This window comes from Streptomyces sp. NPDC017676, from assembly GCF_044329325.1.
Classification (GTDB): Bacteria; Actinomycetota; Actinomycetes; order Streptomycetales; family Streptomycetaceae; genus Streptomyces.
In genome coordinates, this window is sequence record NZ_JBIRJA010000009.1 from 229,941 (window position 1) to 243,699 (window position 13,759).

Consider the following 13,759-nt stretch of genomic DNA (forward strand, 5'->3'; position numbering starts at 1 on the left):
CCGGTGGGGTCAGCTGATGACCCCGCCGAACAGGCCGCCGTGGGCCATGCCGATCAGGAAACCGACTCCGGCGGCGCCGAGACCCAGGATCAGACCGAACCGCTGCCGCGTGGTCACCGAGATCCACTGTCCGTACACGCCCGTGGCCAGTGCCACCAGGCCCGTCCACGAGGTCAGCAGGTGAAGGCTGTGGAAGAAGGACGTGATGAAGGACAGCAGGCCCAGGACGAACGTCACCGCCATCAGGGTGTCCTGAAGCGGATGGGGCTTGCCGTCCGTGGCGAAGAGGGAACCGGCGGTGTTGGGTCGCAATGCCTGTGCCATGGGCACCTCCTGCGGAAGGCGGCGCATCGTAGCGCCGTACACACCCGATGTGTACAGATTGTCGGGGTCGACGGCCGGATTTCAACCGGAAGCGTGTGTGCGGGTAGTCTGTATCGTCTGCACTGGTGTCTGCCCAGACCTGTACAGGTCACACTGCCGGCTTCCCTGAAGGAACCCCGATTGTCAGTGGCGGCCGATACCGTTGCGTACGCATCACAACCCTCCTGCCACGGAACGACCGTGGCCGCTGAGTCCAAAGGAGGTGGGTTCCACATGCGTCACTACGAGGTGATGGTCATCCTCGACCCCGATCTCGAGGAGCGCGCTGTCTCCCCGCTGATCGAGAACTTCCTGTCCGTCGTCCGTGACGGCGGCGGCAAGGTTGAGAAGGTCGACACCTGGGGCCGTCGTCGTCTCGCCTACGAGATCAAGAAGAAGCCCGAGGGCATCTACTCGGTCATCGACCTGCAGGCCGAGCCTGCGGTCGTCAAGGAGCTCGACCGCCAGATGAACCTGAACGAGTCGGTCCTCCGGACCAAGGTCCTCCGCCCCGAGACCCACTGAGCTCTCCCGCTCAGCTGATCTCGGGATCCGAGTAGCAGCAACAAGCAGCCAGAGCAGCAAACCCGCCGAGAGGTTCCCCCATGGCAGGCGAGACCGTCATCACGGTCATCGGCAATCTTGTCGACGACCCCGAGCTGCGCTTCACCCCGTCCGGTGCGGCGGTCGCGAAGTTCCGCGTCGCGTCCACTCCCCGCACCTTCGACCGCCAGACGAACGAGTGGAAGGACGGCGAAAGCCTCTTCCTGACCTGCTCGGTCTGGCGCCAGGCGGCGGAGAACGTCGCCGAGTCGCTCCAGCGAGGCATGCGCGTCATCGTGCAGGGCCGGCTGAAGCAGCGGTCCTACGAGGACCGTGAGGGCGTCAAGCGCACGGTCTACGAGCTGGACGTCGAGGAAGTCGGCCCCAGCCTGCGCAACGCCACGGCGAAGGTCACCAAGACCGCCGGTGGCGCTCGCGGTGGCCAGGGCGGTTACGGCGGCGGTGGCGGCCAGGGTGGCGGCGGCTGGGGCGGAGGCTCCGGTGGCGGCCAGCAGGGCGGCGGCGCTCCGGCCGACGACCCGTGGGCGACCGGCGCTCCCGCCGGTGGCAACCAGGGTGGCGGCGGCTGGGGCGGAGGCTCCGGCGGCGGTGGCGGCTACTCGGACGAGCCCCCCTTCTAGGCCTTCGGGCCAGGCCTTCGGGCCGGTCCGGGTCGAGGGCGGGTCGTATCCCAACTTCTTGATCACACAGGAGAAACACCATGGCGAAGCCGCCTGTGCGCAAGCCGAAGAAGAAGGTCTGCGCTTTCTGCAAGGACAAGGTCACGTACGTGGACTACAAGGACACGAACATGCTGCGGAAGTTCATTTCCGACCGCGGCAAGATCCGTGCCCGCCGCGTGACCGGCAACTGCACGCAGCACCAGCGTGACGTCGCCACGGCCGTCAAGAACAGCCGTGAGATGGCGCTGCTGCCCTACACGTCCACCGCGCGCTAAGGGAAGGGTGACCGACTCATGAAGATCATCCTCACCCACGAGGTCTCCGGCCTCGGTGCCGCGGGCGACGTCGTCGACGTCAAGGACGGTTACGCTCGCAACTACCTGATCCCGCGGAAGTTCGCTATCCGCTGGACCAAGGGTGGCGAGAAGGACGTCGAGCAGATCCGCCGTGCTCGCAAGATCCACGAGATCCAGACCATCGAGCAGGCCAACCAGGTCAAGGCTCAGCTTGAGGGCGTGAAGGTCCGTCTGGCCGTCCGCTCCGGCGACTCCGGCCGTCTCTTCGGTTCCGTCACCCCGGCCGACATCGCGTCCGCGATCAAGGCTTCCGGTGGCCCCGAGGTCGACAAGCGCCGCATCGAGCTGTCCGCTCCGATCAAGACCCTGGGCGCCCACGAGACGTCCGTGCGTCTGCACCCCGAGGTTGCCGCCAAGGTCAACGTCGAGGTCGTCGCGGCCTGAATCGCCGCGTGATCGCCGTGCTCGCTTGAGCCGGTGAAAGGGGCCGCACCCTTCAGGGGTGCGGTCCCTTTCCCATGAACGTGGCCTTCATGAACGTGGCCCCCATGGACGTGGACCTCAAGGCCGGGCTTTCCTGACCGGACTGTCGTCACCGGGACGGCAGCGTGTTTCACGTGAAACGGTCAGCGGGTCGCGCCGGTCACGATCCAGCGGCCCGAGCGGGTCCGTAGCCACAGGGTCAGCATCCGGACCGCCATCATCAACGTCATCGCGGCCCACAGGGCGGTGAGTCCGCCGCCGAACGTGGGAACGAGCAGGGCCGCCGGAGCGAACACCAACAGGGTGACGACCATGGCCCAGGCCAGATATGGGCCGTCCCCCGCGCCCATGAGGACCCCGTCGAGGACGAAGACGACCCCGCAGATGGGCTGCGACAGCGCCACGAGCAGCAGGGCCGGCAAAGCGGCGTCCTTCACCAGGGAGTCGCCGGTGAACAGCGGCAGGAAGAGCGGTCGTGCGGCCACCACGAGCAGGCCGAGCACAACTCCGGTCGCGACGCCCCATTGGACCATGCGGCGGCAGGCTTCCCGGGCTCCCTGAGCGTCGTCCGCTCCGAGGTAGCGGCCGATGATGGCCTGTCCCGCGATCGCTATCGCGTCGAGCGCGAAGGACAACAGGCTCCACAGGGACAGGACGATCTGGTGCGCGGCGATGTCGGCGTCACCGAGACGGGCCGCGACCGCCGTGGCGATCATGAGGATCGCCCGCAGGGACAGCGTGCGCACCAGCAGAGGGACGCCGGCCTGAGCCGAGGCCCGGATACCGGCGGCGTCCGGCCGGAGAGAAGCGCCGTGCCGGCGGGCCCCGCGGACGACGACGGTCAGATAGACGGCCGCCATGCCGCACTGGGCGATGACCGTGCCCCAGGCCGAACCGGCTATACCGAGCCCGGCGCCGTAGACGAGCCCCGCGTTGAGGACGGCGTTGGCGATGAATCCCGCGACGGCGACGTAAAGCGGGGTCCGGGTGTCCTGCAGGCCGCGCAGCACTCCGGTCGCGGCCAGGACGATGAGCATGGCCGGGATGCCCAGCGCGGAGATGCGCAGATAGGTGATGGCGTACGGGGCCGCGGTCGGGGACGCGCCGAAGAGGTCCACGATGCCGGGCGCGAGGGGCAGCACGACCGCGATGACGGCGAGACCGAGCAGCAGTGCCAGCCAGATGCCGTCCATGCCCTGACGGATGGCCGCCGGGAGATCACCGGCGCCGACGCGGCGGGCCACGCCGGCCGTGGTGGCGTAGGCGAGGAAGACGAAGACACTCACGGCGGTGGTGAGGAGCGCCGAGGCGACGGCGAGACCGGCGAGCTGAGCGGTCCCGAGATGGCCGACGATCGCACTGTCCGCCATGACGAAGAGAGGCTCGGCGACGAGGGCGCCGAAGGCCGGGACGGCCAGCGCGACGATCTCTCGGTCGTGCCGACGCAGGGCGGCCTTGGGGATCTCTGGAGCCTGTGTCATGAGCATCAATGTAATCGTCCACAGGTAAGTGATGCAACCGCCATGTGATCCTTACTTTGAATTGCGGGTCGTGTCCTTTCGGGTGCCGTTCGAAGCGATCTTGGCCCGACTGGGGAAGTTTTTTCTCTGCACAGCCGGTGGATCGTGAATGCGCAGGTCAAAGGCTTGGTCTCGAAGAGATCGAGGGCTTGTTCACAGGGCTTTCCACCGGGTCGTGCACAGGTTTCGGCGAGTTCTCCACAGCATCCGGGCCGTCGTCCACATGGCCTGTGGATAACCAGATTGGCTGACGGTGCCGACGGGCCTACGGTGGTCCGGCGCCCGCTCCCTCACCGGGCTCCGGAGGCGTCCTTCTTCGGGCCGGGGAACCGTCACAAACCCGACGCGCCTGAACCGGAGTTGGGCGTCTTATTTGTCAGTGTCGTGCCGTACAAAAGAGGACACGGCGAGGTCCGCCGTGCGGACGGGAGGAGGTGGCTCGGTGAGCATTTCCGAGCCCTTGGACGATCCGTGGGCCGACAGTGGGCCCAGTGATCGTCTGCCGGCCTCCCGTCGGCGCGGTGATGTCGGCCGGGGTCGTGACGAGCAGCACGACCGGGGCAGGGAGAACGGCACCTGGGACGGCGGGGGTTCGTCCTTCGAGCGGGTGCCGCCACAGGATCTGGACGCCGAGCAGTCCGTGCTGGGCGGCATGCTGCTGTCCAAGGACGCCATCGCCGATGTCGTCGAGATCCTCAAGGGCCACGACTTCTACAAGCCCGCGCACGAGACGATCTACCAGGCCATCCTCGACGTCTACGCCAAGGGCGAGCCGGCCGACCCGATCACCATCGCCGCCGAACTCACCAAGCGTGGCGAGATCAACAAGGTCGGCGGCGCCGCGTATCTGCACAGCCTCGTCCAGACCGTGCCGACGGCGGCCAACGCCGAGTACTACGCCGAGATCGTCCATGAGCGGGCCGTTCTGCGCCGCCTGGTCGAGGCAGGCACGCGCATCACGCAGATGGGATACGCGGCCGACGGAGACGTGGACGAGATCGTCAACCGTGCCCAGGCCGAGATCTACGCCGTCACCGAGCAGCGCACCAGCGAGGACTACCTCCCGCTCGGCGACATCATGGAAGGCGCTCTCGACGAGATCGAGGCGATCGGCTCGCGCAGCGGCGAGATGACGGGTGTGCCCACCGGGTTCACGGACTTCGACTCGCTGACGAACGGACTGCACCCGGGCCAGATGATCGTCATCGCGGCCCGTCCCGCCATGGGTAAGTCGACCCTCGCCCTGGACTTCGCGCGGGCCGCCTCCATCAAGCACAACCTCCCGAGCGTCATCTTCTCGCTCGAAATGGGCCGCAACGAGATCGCCATGCGTCTGCTGTCCGCCGAGGCCAGGGTCGCCCTGCACCACATGCGGTCCGGCACGATGACCGATGAGGACTGGACGCGACTCGCCCGCCGTATGCCGGACGTGTCGGCCGCGCCGCTGTACATCGACGACTCCCCGAACCTGTCGATGATGGAGATCCGCGCCAAGTGCCGGCGCCTGAAGCAGCGCAACGACCTGAAGCTGGTCGTCATCGACTACCTCCAGCTGATGCAGTCCGGTGGCTCCAAGCGCGCCGAGAGCCGTCAGCAGGAGGTCTCGGACATGTCCCGTAACCTCAAGCTGCTCGCGAAGGAGCTGGAGATCCCGGTCATCGCGCTCTCGCAGCTCAACCGTGGTCCCGAGCAGCGCACCGACAAGAAGCCGATGGTCTCCGACCTGCGTGAGTCCGGCTCGATCGAGCAGGACGCCGACATGGTCATCCTGCTGCACCGTGAGGACGCCTACGAGAAGGAGTCCCCACGCGCGGGCGAGGCGGACCTGATCGTCGCCAAGCACCGAAACGGTCCGACGGCCACCATCACGGTCGCCTTCCAGGGCCACTACTCGCGTTTCGTGGACATGGCCCAGACCTGACCCACCGGGCACGTCCGCGGCTAGGGGCGGGGGTGTCGTGGGCCCGGCCGGGGCGCACGACAAATGCATTCGACGCCCGCCTCCGCACCAGGTGGACTGGGCCCATGACGAGAACTCAGGAAGCGCTCCTCCCCGCCACCCGCAGGGCCTTGCTCCACCGGATCGCCGTCGCGCAGTCCGAAGGACGGACTCCGTCATTGGTCGCCGCCGTGGTAAGGGACGGGCAGGCCGTCTGGCACGGGGCACGGACCTCGGTGGACGGGCACGGACCGGACGAGACCGTGCAGTACCGGATCGGATCCATCACCAAGACCTTCACCGCCGTGCTGGTGATGCGGCTGCGGGACGAGGGTGTCCTCGATCTCGGTGACCCGCTGGAGAAACATCTGCCGGGCACCGGCGCGGGGGAGGCGACGATCGCGGAACTGCTCGCGCACACCGCGGGGTTGGCGGCCGAATCGCCCGCGCCCTGGTGGGAACGGACGCCCGGCTCCCTGCGGCCCGAACTGAGCGATGTACTCGGGAAACAGCCCCACCTGCATCCCGTCGGCCGACGGCACCACTACTCCAACCCCGGCTACACGCTGCTCGGGGCTCTGGTGGAAGAGTTGCGCGGCGCCCCCTGGGAGGAGGCGCTGCGCGCGGAGATCCTGGAGCCGCTGGGTCTGCACCGGACGAGCACGCAGCCGGAACCCCCGCATGCGGGCGGATGGGCGGTGCACCCGTGGGCCGACGCGATGCTTCCCGAGCCGACGGAGGACCTGGGCCGGATGGCACCGGCCGGCCAGCTCTGGTCGACCACCGGGGACCTGGCACGGTTCGCCGCGTTTCTGGCCCGGGGAGACGAGCGGGTTCTGAGCGCGGAGTCCGTCCGGGAGATGCGCACTCCGGCGGCTCCCGCCGAGGCCGCGGATGTGGTGGACGGGGTCACGTACGGGCTGGGCATGCAGGTCCAGTGCCGTGACGGCCGGCTACTCGTCGGGCACTCCGGTTCCCTGCCGGGTTTTCTGGCGAACCTCACGATCAGCGTGGAGGACGACGTGGCCGCGGTGGTGCTCGCCAACTGCACCAGCGGTCCGCTGCTGGGTGCCGTGGGAGCGGACCTCGTCCGGATCGTCGCGGAGGCGGAGCCGCGCATCCCCGAGCCCTGGCGGCCGTTGAGGGAGGTCGACCCGGCCGTGCTGGAGCTCGTGGGGCAGTGGTACTGGGGCACCCATGCCTTCGGCCTGCGTGCGACCGCCGACGGCCTGCTCGCGCTGGCGCCACTGGCGGGCGGCGGACGGAGGGCCCGCTTCCGTGCGAACGGCGACGGCACCTGGACGGGGCTGGAGGGCTACTACGCCGGTGAGCTGCTGCGGCCCGAACGGCACCCGGACGGGTCGGTGAGCCACCTGGATCTCGGCTCATTCGTGTTCACCCGTCAGCCGTACGACCCCGAGGCCCCGGTGCCCGGTGGCGTGGCCCCGGAGGGGTGGCGGGGCATCGGCTAGCCCGCATACGCACAAGGGGTGTGTTTCACGTGAAACACACCCCTTGTTCCGTTCTTCTACGGGCCGCCGTCAGAGGCGCAGCTTGAAGCCCTCGTGTGAGGCGGTGAAGCCCAGCCTTTCGTAGAAACGGTGCGCATCGGTCCGCGTCTTGTCGGACGTGAGCTGGACCATCTGGCAGTCGAGCCGTCGGGAGGTGTCGATCGCCCACTCGATCAGCCGGCTGCCCAGCCCGCTGCCCCGCTCGTCGGCGTGGATGCGCACGGCCTCGATGAGCGCCCGAGTGGCCCCCTTGTGTGAGAGCCCGGGGATGATCGTCAGCTGGAGAGTCCCGATCACACGGCCTTCGCGTACGGCGACGACGACATGCTGATTGGGGTCGGCGGTGAGGAGTTCCAGCGCTTTCCGGTACGGCGTGAGATCGCCAGGCGACTCGCGCTGGGCCCCGAGCGGGTCGTCGGCGAGCATCGCCACGATCGCCGGGAGATCGTCGGCGGTCGCGGCACGTATCTCAAGATCGTCCATGGGCGCACCCTACGCGGGCACGTTCAGGGACTCCACCACTCGCACCAGCGGCGCCAGCTCGGGGCTCTGGGCGGCGCTGTCCAGGGCCTCGCGCAGGGCGGCGTCATTGGTGGGCCGCGCCTCCTCCAGTAGCCGCAGACCCGCCGGGGTGACGTTGGTGTAGATGCCGCGCCGGTCGGTGGGGCACAGGTAGCGCTCCAGCAGTCCGCGGTCCTCCAGCCGGGTCACCAGGCGGGTGGTGGCGCTCTGGCTGAGCACGACCGCGTCGGCGACCTGCTTCATCTGCAGATGCCCGCCCTCGCCTTCGTGCTGTCTGCTGAGGACGTCCAGCAGTGAGTACTCACGGACGCTCAGGTCGTGCTTGGCCTGCAGAGCGCGCTCGATGTGCGCCTCGATCCGTCCGTGCAGCGCAGAAAGGGCGCACCAGCCTTGTGCGAGGGCGGTGAGCGCGGGGTCCGTGGCTGTCATTGGCGTTTTCCTCCGTCCCGGAGTGGCTCCATCAAGAGTAGAGCACTGTCGCAATAGACGTCGCTTGCATTTAACCAGCGTCTGCAACTATTGTGAACGAACGCAAAGCGCTCCTGCAATCGTCTGGGAAGGTGTACCCCTCTCATGCCTCTCGCGCTTCTGGCCCTCGCGATCGGGGCCTTCGGAATCGGAACGACCGAGTTCGTGATCATGGGCTTGCTGCCCGAGGTCGCGGGCGACTTCGGGGTCTCCATCCCCACGGCGGGCCTGCTCGTGACCGGCTACGCGCTCGGCGTGGTCATCGGCGCTCCGCTGATGACCGTGCTCGGCACCAAGATCCCGCGCAAGCGGATGCTCATGCTGCTCATGGTCCTGTTCATCGCCGGGAACCTGCTCTCGGCCGTCGCCCCGGTCTTCGCGGTCATGCTGATCGGACGCGTGGTCGCCTCGCTCGCCCACGGTGCCTTCTTCGGCATCGGCTCGGTCGTCGCCGCCGACCTGGTGGCGCCCGACAAGAAGGCCGGCGCCATCGCCATGATGTTTACCGGTCTGACCATCGCCAACGTCGTCGGTGTCCCGCTGGGCACGTTCATCGGGCAGAGTGCCGGCTGGCGCGTCACCTTCGGGATCGTCGCGGCCCTCGGTGTCGTCGGCCTCGCCGGTATCGCCAAGCTCGTTCCCGAGCTGCCGCGGCCCGAGGGCGTCCACCTGCGCCATGAGCTGGCCGCCTTCAAGAACGCCCAGGTCCTGCTGGCCATGGCGATGACCGTCCTCGGTTTCGGTGGTGTCTTCGCGGCCATCACCTACATCGCCCCGATGATGACCCACATCACCGGCTTCGCCGACGGCTCGGTCACCTGGCTGCTGGTCCTGTTCGGCCTCGGCATGGTGGGCGGAAACCTCATCGGCGGCAAGTTCGCCGACCGCGCCCTGATGCCGATGCTGTACGTCTCCCTGGGCGCCCTGGCCGTCGTTCTGGCACTCTTCACCCTCACCGCCCACAACAAGATCGCGGCCGCGGTGACCATCGCCCTGATCGGCGCCCTCGGCTTCGCGACCGTGCCGCCGCTGCAGAAGCGCGTCCTCGACCAGGCGCACGGCGCTCCGACGCTCGCCTCGGCCGTGAACATCGGCGCCTTCAACCTGGGCAACGCCCTGTCCGCCTGGCTCGGCGGCCTCGTGATCGCGGCCGGCTTCGGCTACACGTCCCCCAACTGGGTCGGCGCTGCCCTCGCCGCTGCCGCCCTGGTCCTCGCCTTCCTCTCGGCGGCCCTGGAGCGCCGTGACGGCGCCCGCGGGACCGTGACCGCTTCCGGCGCACCGGCGGAGCAGCGGACGCCCGTCCACCACTGAGCGGCCCGCACTCCGGGCGCCTCACCCCCACAGACCTCCGTACCGGGCTCCACCGGTACGGCAAGCACCCACCACAGCCCCTCCCGAGGAGACACCTCCATGACCACCACCGCTGTCGCCCCGCTCACCATCGAGGACGCCGAGCTGCTGGTCGCCACCGCCCGCCGCGCGGCCGACGACGCCGGAGTCGCCGTCAGCGTCACGGTCCTGGACGCCGGCGGCCACCTGCTCGCCTTCCGCCGGGACGACCGCGCTGTGCTGATCTCCGGCGAGACCAGCACCCGCAAGGCCTACACGGCTCTTCAGCTGAACGCGCCCACCGCCGACCTCGTCGACGCCGTCCAGCCCGGCGGCCTCTTCCACACCCTCCCCACGGCGCTCGACCGGCCCCTGCTCTTCATCGCGGGCGGCATCCCGGTCCACCGCGACGGCCGGCTGGTCGGCGCGATCGGTGTCGGCGGCGGTGCTCCCGACCAGGACCATGGTTTCGCCACCGCGGCCGTGCAGGCGCTCGCCTGAGCCACAGCAACAGCCCGGACCTCATGACACCGGCCCCGCCGCTTCGAGCGGCGGGGCCGGTGCGCGTCGTACGAGGACTCAGCCCGCGGCGACCGTGAGCGGTGCGAACCGCCGCGTCCAGTCCCCCGGCAGTTCCGTGATGCCACAGGCCATCACCGAGTTGAAGGCCACGGAGGCCAGGCCCCGCTCCTTCGCCCAGGTCAGCAGCTCTTCATGGCGCACATCGATGTCGGTCCGCAGCGGACGGTCCGTGCGGGCCGCCAGCGAGGCGATCAGCGCCTTGGCGGTCTCCGTGTCCCGGGCGATCAGCGGACCGACGACATGGGTGTCCATGTTGGGCCACGCGGCGGTGTAGCCGATGAGGCGGCCGTCCTCCTCGGCCACCCGGAGCTGATCGGCGAAGGCGGGCAGGCGCGTGATGAGAGAGGTACGGTCGGTGCCGAACACCTCCTCGTCGAGGCGCAGGATCGCCGGGACATCCTCTGCGGTGGCGGCGCGGGTGACGACCTCGGAATCCCGGTCCTCGGGGATGAAGTGGCCCATCAGCATCTCCGCCCGGCCCGTCACCTTGAAGCCCAGCTCCTCGTACAGAGGACGGCCGTACGGCGTGGCGTGCAGAGTCAGGGGAGTCGTCCCCACGCTGGACAGGACATGCCGCATCAGACGGCGCCCGACGCCCCGGCGTGCGTGACGTTCGGCCACCAGCACCATGCCGACGGCGGCGAGATCCGGCCGCCCCCACGCGCCGTACTCCGTGACCACGCACGCGGCGACGAGGCCGCCCTCGGGGTCGTCGATGCCGAAGCCCTTCCCGGCTGTGAGAAGGAAGCCCCACTTGTGTTCCTCGCGTGGCCACCCCCGGTCTTCGGACAGGTCGGCGCAGGCAGTGAGATCGCGAAGCGTCAGGCGGCGAATGGGCAGAGCGGTGAGGGAAGGAGTTGGCACGCAGGTCAGGCTGTCCGACCGGCACCCCTGCCGTCCACCCGTTTCGATGGTGACGTACGTGCTTTTGGCCATCTCGTGGCCCCGTGCACAGCCCATGGACAGCTCTGCGTGTTTCACGTGAAACATCGGCAGCCCACTAGCCTCGGGCCATGGCGAGACTTCATCTCTTCGATCTCGACGGCACCTTGCTGCACGGAACCACCGCTCCAGTGGAAATTTCACGCCAGTTGGGCCTGGAAGCAGAGACGGTGGCACTGGACCGTGCGATCGCAGAGGGCCGGATCGGTCCGCCCCGGTACGCGGCCGAGGTGTACGACCTGTGGGCGGACCTGACCGAGGAGCATGTGCGGGCCGCGTTCGAGGCGGCTCCCTGGCTGGCCCGGATCCGCGAGGTCTGGGCAGCGATCAGAAGCGCGGGCGAGTACTGCGCGGTGGTGTCTCTCTCGCCCTCCTTCTTCGTGGAACGCCTCCTCGACTGGGGTGCCCACGCGGCGCACGGGTCGCGCTTCCCGGCCGTGCCGTTCACCGAGCCCGTCGACCCCTCCGGGGCGCTCAGCGCAGCGGCCAAGGTGACCATTGCGAACCGGCTCTGCGCGGAGTTCGGGGTGGCACGAGCCGACTGTGTGGCGTACGGCGACTCGTCGTCGGACAAGGAGTTGTTCGCTGCCGTACCGGTTTCCGTGGCGGTCAACGCCGATGCGCACCTGGCCGGACTGGCGACCCACTCGTACATGGGACAGGATCTGTGGGACGCCTATGAATTGGTCGGACCGGCCCGGTAATGGACCGGTGTCGCAGCTCAGCCTCGTTGTCCGGGGCAAGGGCACACCATGGACGCCCCGACCACCCCGCCGCCATCTGCATCTGGTCGGCCAGGTGATCCGAAAGAAACGGCCTAGTAGTGCTTCGTTAGGTTCTGGGTCTGGTTCTGCTGGTGGTGAGGGGTCGGCCGCAGGTGGTGCAGGTGCCGGTCCAGCACCTCAGCAGGTCCTGGAGGGTGTCCAGGACCTGGTAGAGGGTCAGGCCGGCGTCTGGGCTTTTGGGTCGAGCCGTCGCAGGGTGAGGAAGGCCTGGGCGGCGGTGACGAGGGTGACGTGGTGGTGCCAGCCGCGCCAGGTGCGGCCTTCGAAGTGGTCCAGGCCCAGGCCGCGTTTGAGTTCGCGGTAGTCGTGCTCGATCCGCCAGCGCATCTTCGCCCACCGCACCAGGTCGGCGACCGGGGTGGTGGCGGGCAGGTTGCTCATCCAGTAGCCGGTCGGCCCGTCGGCTTCTTCGGGCTGTTCGACCAGCAGCGTCCTCACGGGCAGCACGCCGTCCCAGCGGCTGCGTCCGCCTGCCTGTTCCTGGGCGGTGCGGCAGGCTTCCTTGCCCGAGGGCCGTACCTGGATCGCGGCGAAGTAGGAGGTCATCGTGCCTTTGCTGCCCTGCCGCCAGGTGACCTGTTCGAACACAGCCCCCTCCAGCAGGCCCGGCAGCGGACGGGGCGCCTCGCGGTATCGGGCCAGGGTCGGCGGCCCCTGGCCGCCGTAGGCCGGCTGATACGGCTTGGCGCCGGCAGGCCGTGCGACCTCCTTCGGGTCGACGGCCATGACATAGGACCAGCCGCGCTCTTCCAGCGCGAGCCGGAAGGAGACGCTGCGTCCGTAGCCGGCATCGGCCACGATCACGGGCACCTTCAGGCCCTGCGAGGCCAGCCGGTCCAGCAGCCCCAGAGCCAGTACTGCCGGGCCACCCCGACCGAGGCGGTGCCGCACTTGGGAAACGACACATCATCGACGACCCACACCTCGGGGCCGACCGCCTCGCACAACCGCTCGGCGATCCGCCGCCGCACCGGCAGCCAATCCCACGGCCACTGGTTCACGAACTGCTGCAGGGCCTGCATGTTCCCGTCCGGCAGCCGCTCGGCCATCGGCTGGATCGACTTCCGCCTGCCGTCCAGCATCAGCCCCCGCAGATAACAAGCGCCCCACCGCCGCTGATCCCGCCGTGGCAGCGACGCGAACACATCGGCAACGAACTCCGAACTCACCCCGGAGCCGTTCCACCTCCCCCAGCCTCATACCGGAGACGATGCCCACCACCAGCCAAGATCACCCGACGTAACGAAGCACTACTAGCCGAGGTCAGGGGCGTGCATGGCCCGTACCCCTTCGATGTTCCCGTCCAGGTAGTGGCGCAGGGACAGCGGGACGAGGTGGACGGACGCGATACCGACGCGGGTGAACGGGATGCGGACGATCTCGTACTCACCGGTCGGCTCGTCCACTTCGGGGCCGTGGCGCAGGGAGGGGTCCATGGACTCCAGCCGGCAGACGAAGAAGTGCTGCACCTTCACCCCGGTAGCGCCGCCGTCCTCACCGATGTGCTCCACCGTGTCCACGAAACACGGCACCACGTCGGTGATCTTGGCGCCGAGTTCCTCCTCCACCTCGCGGTGGAGGGCGTCCACGACGGTCGAGTCCCCGGGTTCGACTCCGCCACCGGGGGTGACCCAGTAGGGATCGACACCAGGCTTGGTGCGCTTGATCAGGATCAGGTCGTCACCGTCCAGAAGAACGGCACGGGCGGTGCGCTTGACCACGGGTCGGACGGTCATGGGAGAAATGTGGCCCGGCTGGTTCCACGTGAAACATCGCAAAGTGCCACGACA

General features: G+C 68.7%; 15 protein-coding genes and 1 pseudogene. 9 read left to right on the forward strand and 7 right to left on the reverse strand.

The features are described 5' to 3' along the window. Nucleotides 1-9 precede the first annotated feature (9 nt). Nucleotides 10-324 (reverse strand): hypothetical protein, encoded by a 315-nt coding sequence (locus ACH4LD_RS21430; protein WP_103813597.1) that lies wholly within the window; start codon nucleotides 322-324, stop codon nucleotides 10-12. Nucleotides 325-597: 273 nt separating this feature from the next. On the opposite strand from ACH4LD_RS21430, the gene rpsF reads away from it, so the two are divergent. From rpsF to rplI, 4 genes are all read left to right on the forward strand, one after another. Further along, complete coding sequence (gene rpsF / locus ACH4LD_RS21435) at nucleotides 598-888, forward strand: 30S ribosomal protein S6 (protein WP_014673750.1); 291 nt, start codon at nucleotides 598-600, stop codon at nucleotides 886-888. 80 nt (nucleotides 889-968) lie between these two features. Further along, complete coding sequence (locus ACH4LD_RS21440; RefSeq protein WP_189296663.1) at nucleotides 969-1,547, forward strand: single-stranded DNA-binding protein; 579 nt, start codon at nucleotides 969-971, stop codon at nucleotides 1,545-1,547. Nucleotides 1,548-1,627: 80 nt separating this feature from the next. Further along, nucleotides 1,628-1,864 (forward strand): 30S ribosomal protein S18, encoded by a 237-nt coding sequence (gene rpsR, locus ACH4LD_RS21445; RefSeq protein ID WP_003949403.1) that lies wholly within the window; start codon nucleotides 1,628-1,630, stop codon nucleotides 1,862-1,864. Nucleotides 1,865-1,882: 18 nt separating this feature from the next. Next, nucleotides 1,883-2,329 (forward strand): 50S ribosomal protein L9, encoded by a 447-nt coding sequence (gene rplI, locus ACH4LD_RS21450; protein WP_132784894.1) that lies wholly within the window; start codon nucleotides 1,883-1,885, stop codon nucleotides 2,327-2,329. 182 nt (nucleotides 2,330-2,511) lie between these two features. Here the strand turns inward: rplI and ACH4LD_RS21455 are convergent, their stop codons facing one another. Beyond that, a complete protein-coding gene (locus ACH4LD_RS21455; protein WP_398054865.1) occupies nucleotides 2,512-3,849 on the reverse strand; it encodes an MATE family efflux transporter in 1,338 nt (445 codons plus the stop codon). A 481-nt stretch (nucleotides 3,850-4,330) separates the two neighbouring features. Between ACH4LD_RS21455 and dnaB the strand changes: the two genes are divergently transcribed. Together dnaB and ACH4LD_RS21465 are read left to right on the forward strand one after the other, a co-directional pair. Next, nucleotides 4,331-5,809, forward strand: coding sequence for a replicative DNA helicase (gene dnaB / locus ACH4LD_RS21460; RefSeq protein ID WP_103813598.1), 1,479 nt, complete (start codon nucleotides 4,331-4,333; stop codon nucleotides 5,807-5,809). A gap of 104 nt (nucleotides 5,810-5,913) precedes the next feature. Then, complete coding sequence (locus ACH4LD_RS21465; RefSeq protein WP_398054866.1) at nucleotides 5,914-7,299, forward strand: serine hydrolase domain-containing protein; 1,386 nt, start codon at nucleotides 5,914-5,916, stop codon at nucleotides 7,297-7,299. Nucleotides 7,300-7,368: 69 nt separating this feature from the next. On the opposite strand, the gene ACH4LD_RS21470 is transcribed toward ACH4LD_RS21465, so the two are convergent. Beyond that, nucleotides 7,369-7,821 (reverse strand): GNAT family N-acetyltransferase, encoded by a 453-nt coding sequence (locus ACH4LD_RS21470; protein ID WP_103813600.1) that lies wholly within the window; start codon nucleotides 7,819-7,821, stop codon nucleotides 7,369-7,371. Between the two features lie 9 nt (nucleotides 7,822-7,830). Then, nucleotides 7,831-8,289 (reverse strand): MarR family winged helix-turn-helix transcriptional regulator, encoded by a 459-nt coding sequence (locus ACH4LD_RS21475; protein WP_014673743.1) that lies wholly within the window; start codon nucleotides 8,287-8,289, stop codon nucleotides 7,831-7,833. 144 nt (nucleotides 8,290-8,433) lie between these two features. Here ACH4LD_RS21475 and ACH4LD_RS21480 point away from each other — a divergent pair, with 144 nt between their 5' ends. Together ACH4LD_RS21480 and ACH4LD_RS21485 are read left to right on the forward strand one after the other, a co-directional pair. Further along, nucleotides 8,434-9,642: an MFS transporter gene (locus ACH4LD_RS21480; RefSeq protein WP_398054867.1), complete on the forward strand. Its 1,209-nt coding sequence runs from the start codon at nucleotides 8,434-8,436 to the stop codon at nucleotides 9,640-9,642. Nucleotides 9,643-9,741: 99 nt separating this feature from the next. Next, a complete protein-coding gene (locus ACH4LD_RS21485) occupies nucleotides 9,742-10,161 on the forward strand; it encodes a heme-binding protein (RefSeq protein WP_132784899.1) in 420 nt (139 codons plus the stop codon). Between the two features lie 78 nt (nucleotides 10,162-10,239). On the opposite strand, the gene ACH4LD_RS21490 is transcribed toward ACH4LD_RS21485, so the two are convergent. Then, nucleotides 10,240-11,106, reverse strand: coding sequence for a GNAT family N-acetyltransferase (locus tag ACH4LD_RS21490; RefSeq protein ID WP_398054868.1), 867 nt, complete (start codon nucleotides 11,104-11,106; stop codon nucleotides 10,240-10,242). Between the two features lie 149 nt (nucleotides 11,107-11,255). Between ACH4LD_RS21490 and ACH4LD_RS21495 the strand changes: the two genes are divergently transcribed. Further along, a complete protein-coding gene (locus tag ACH4LD_RS21495; protein WP_398054869.1) occupies nucleotides 11,256-11,888 on the forward strand; it encodes an HAD family hydrolase in 633 nt (210 codons plus the stop codon). A 237-nt stretch (nucleotides 11,889-12,125) separates the two neighbouring features. On the opposite strand, the pseudogene ACH4LD_RS21500 reads toward ACH4LD_RS21495, so the two are convergent. Then, nucleotides 12,126-13,138 (reverse strand): annotated as a pseudogene (locus ACH4LD_RS21500) (IS701 family transposase). A gap of 84 nt (nucleotides 13,139-13,222) precedes the next feature. Further along, nucleotides 13,223-13,705, reverse strand: coding sequence for an NUDIX domain-containing protein (locus ACH4LD_RS21505; RefSeq protein WP_103813605.1), 483 nt, complete (start codon nucleotides 13,703-13,705; stop codon nucleotides 13,223-13,225). Nucleotides 13,706-13,759: the final 54 nt, after the last annotated feature.

Coding starts and splice junctions, on each gene's coding strand:
- ACH4LD_RS21430 (WP_103813597.1), bottom strand. CDS start 324: ATGGCACAGGCATTGCGACCCAACACCGCCGGTTCCCTCTTCGCCACG.
- rpsF (WP_014673750.1), top strand. CDS start 598: ATGCGTCACTACGAGGTGATGGTCATCCTCGACCCCGATCTCGAGGAG.
- ACH4LD_RS21440 (WP_189296663.1), top strand. CDS start 969: ATGGCAGGCGAGACCGTCATCACGGTCATCGGCAATCTTGTCGACGAC.
- rpsR (WP_003949403.1), top strand. CDS start 1,628: ATGGCGAAGCCGCCTGTGCGCAAGCCGAAGAAGAAGGTCTGCGCTTTC.
- rplI (WP_132784894.1), top strand. CDS start 1,883: ATGAAGATCATCCTCACCCACGAGGTCTCCGGCCTCGGTGCCGCGGGC.
- ACH4LD_RS21455 (WP_398054865.1), bottom strand. CDS start 3,849: ATGACACAGGCTCCAGAGATCCCCAAGGCCGCCCTGCGTCGGCACGAC.
- ACH4LD_RS21465 (WP_398054866.1), top strand. CDS start 5,914: ATGACGAGAACTCAGGAAGCGCTCCTCCCCGCCACCCGCAGGGCCTTG.
- ACH4LD_RS21470 (WP_103813600.1), bottom strand. CDS start 7,821: ATGGACGATCTTGAGATACGTGCCGCGACCGCCGACGATCTCCCGGCG.
- ACH4LD_RS21475 (WP_014673743.1), bottom strand. CDS start 8,289: ATGACAGCCACGGACCCCGCGCTCACCGCCCTCGCACAAGGCTGGTGC.
- ACH4LD_RS21480 (WP_398054867.1), top strand. CDS start 8,434: ATGCCTCTCGCGCTTCTGGCCCTCGCGATCGGGGCCTTCGGAATCGGA.
- ACH4LD_RS21485 (WP_132784899.1), top strand. CDS start 9,742: ATGACCACCACCGCTGTCGCCCCGCTCACCATCGAGGACGCCGAGCTG.
- ACH4LD_RS21495 (WP_398054869.1), top strand. CDS start 11,256: ATGGCGAGACTTCATCTCTTCGATCTCGACGGCACCTTGCTGCACGGA.
- ACH4LD_RS21505 (WP_103813605.1), bottom strand. CDS start 13,705: ATGACCGTCCGACCCGTGGTCAAGCGCACCGCCCGTGCCGTTCTTCTG.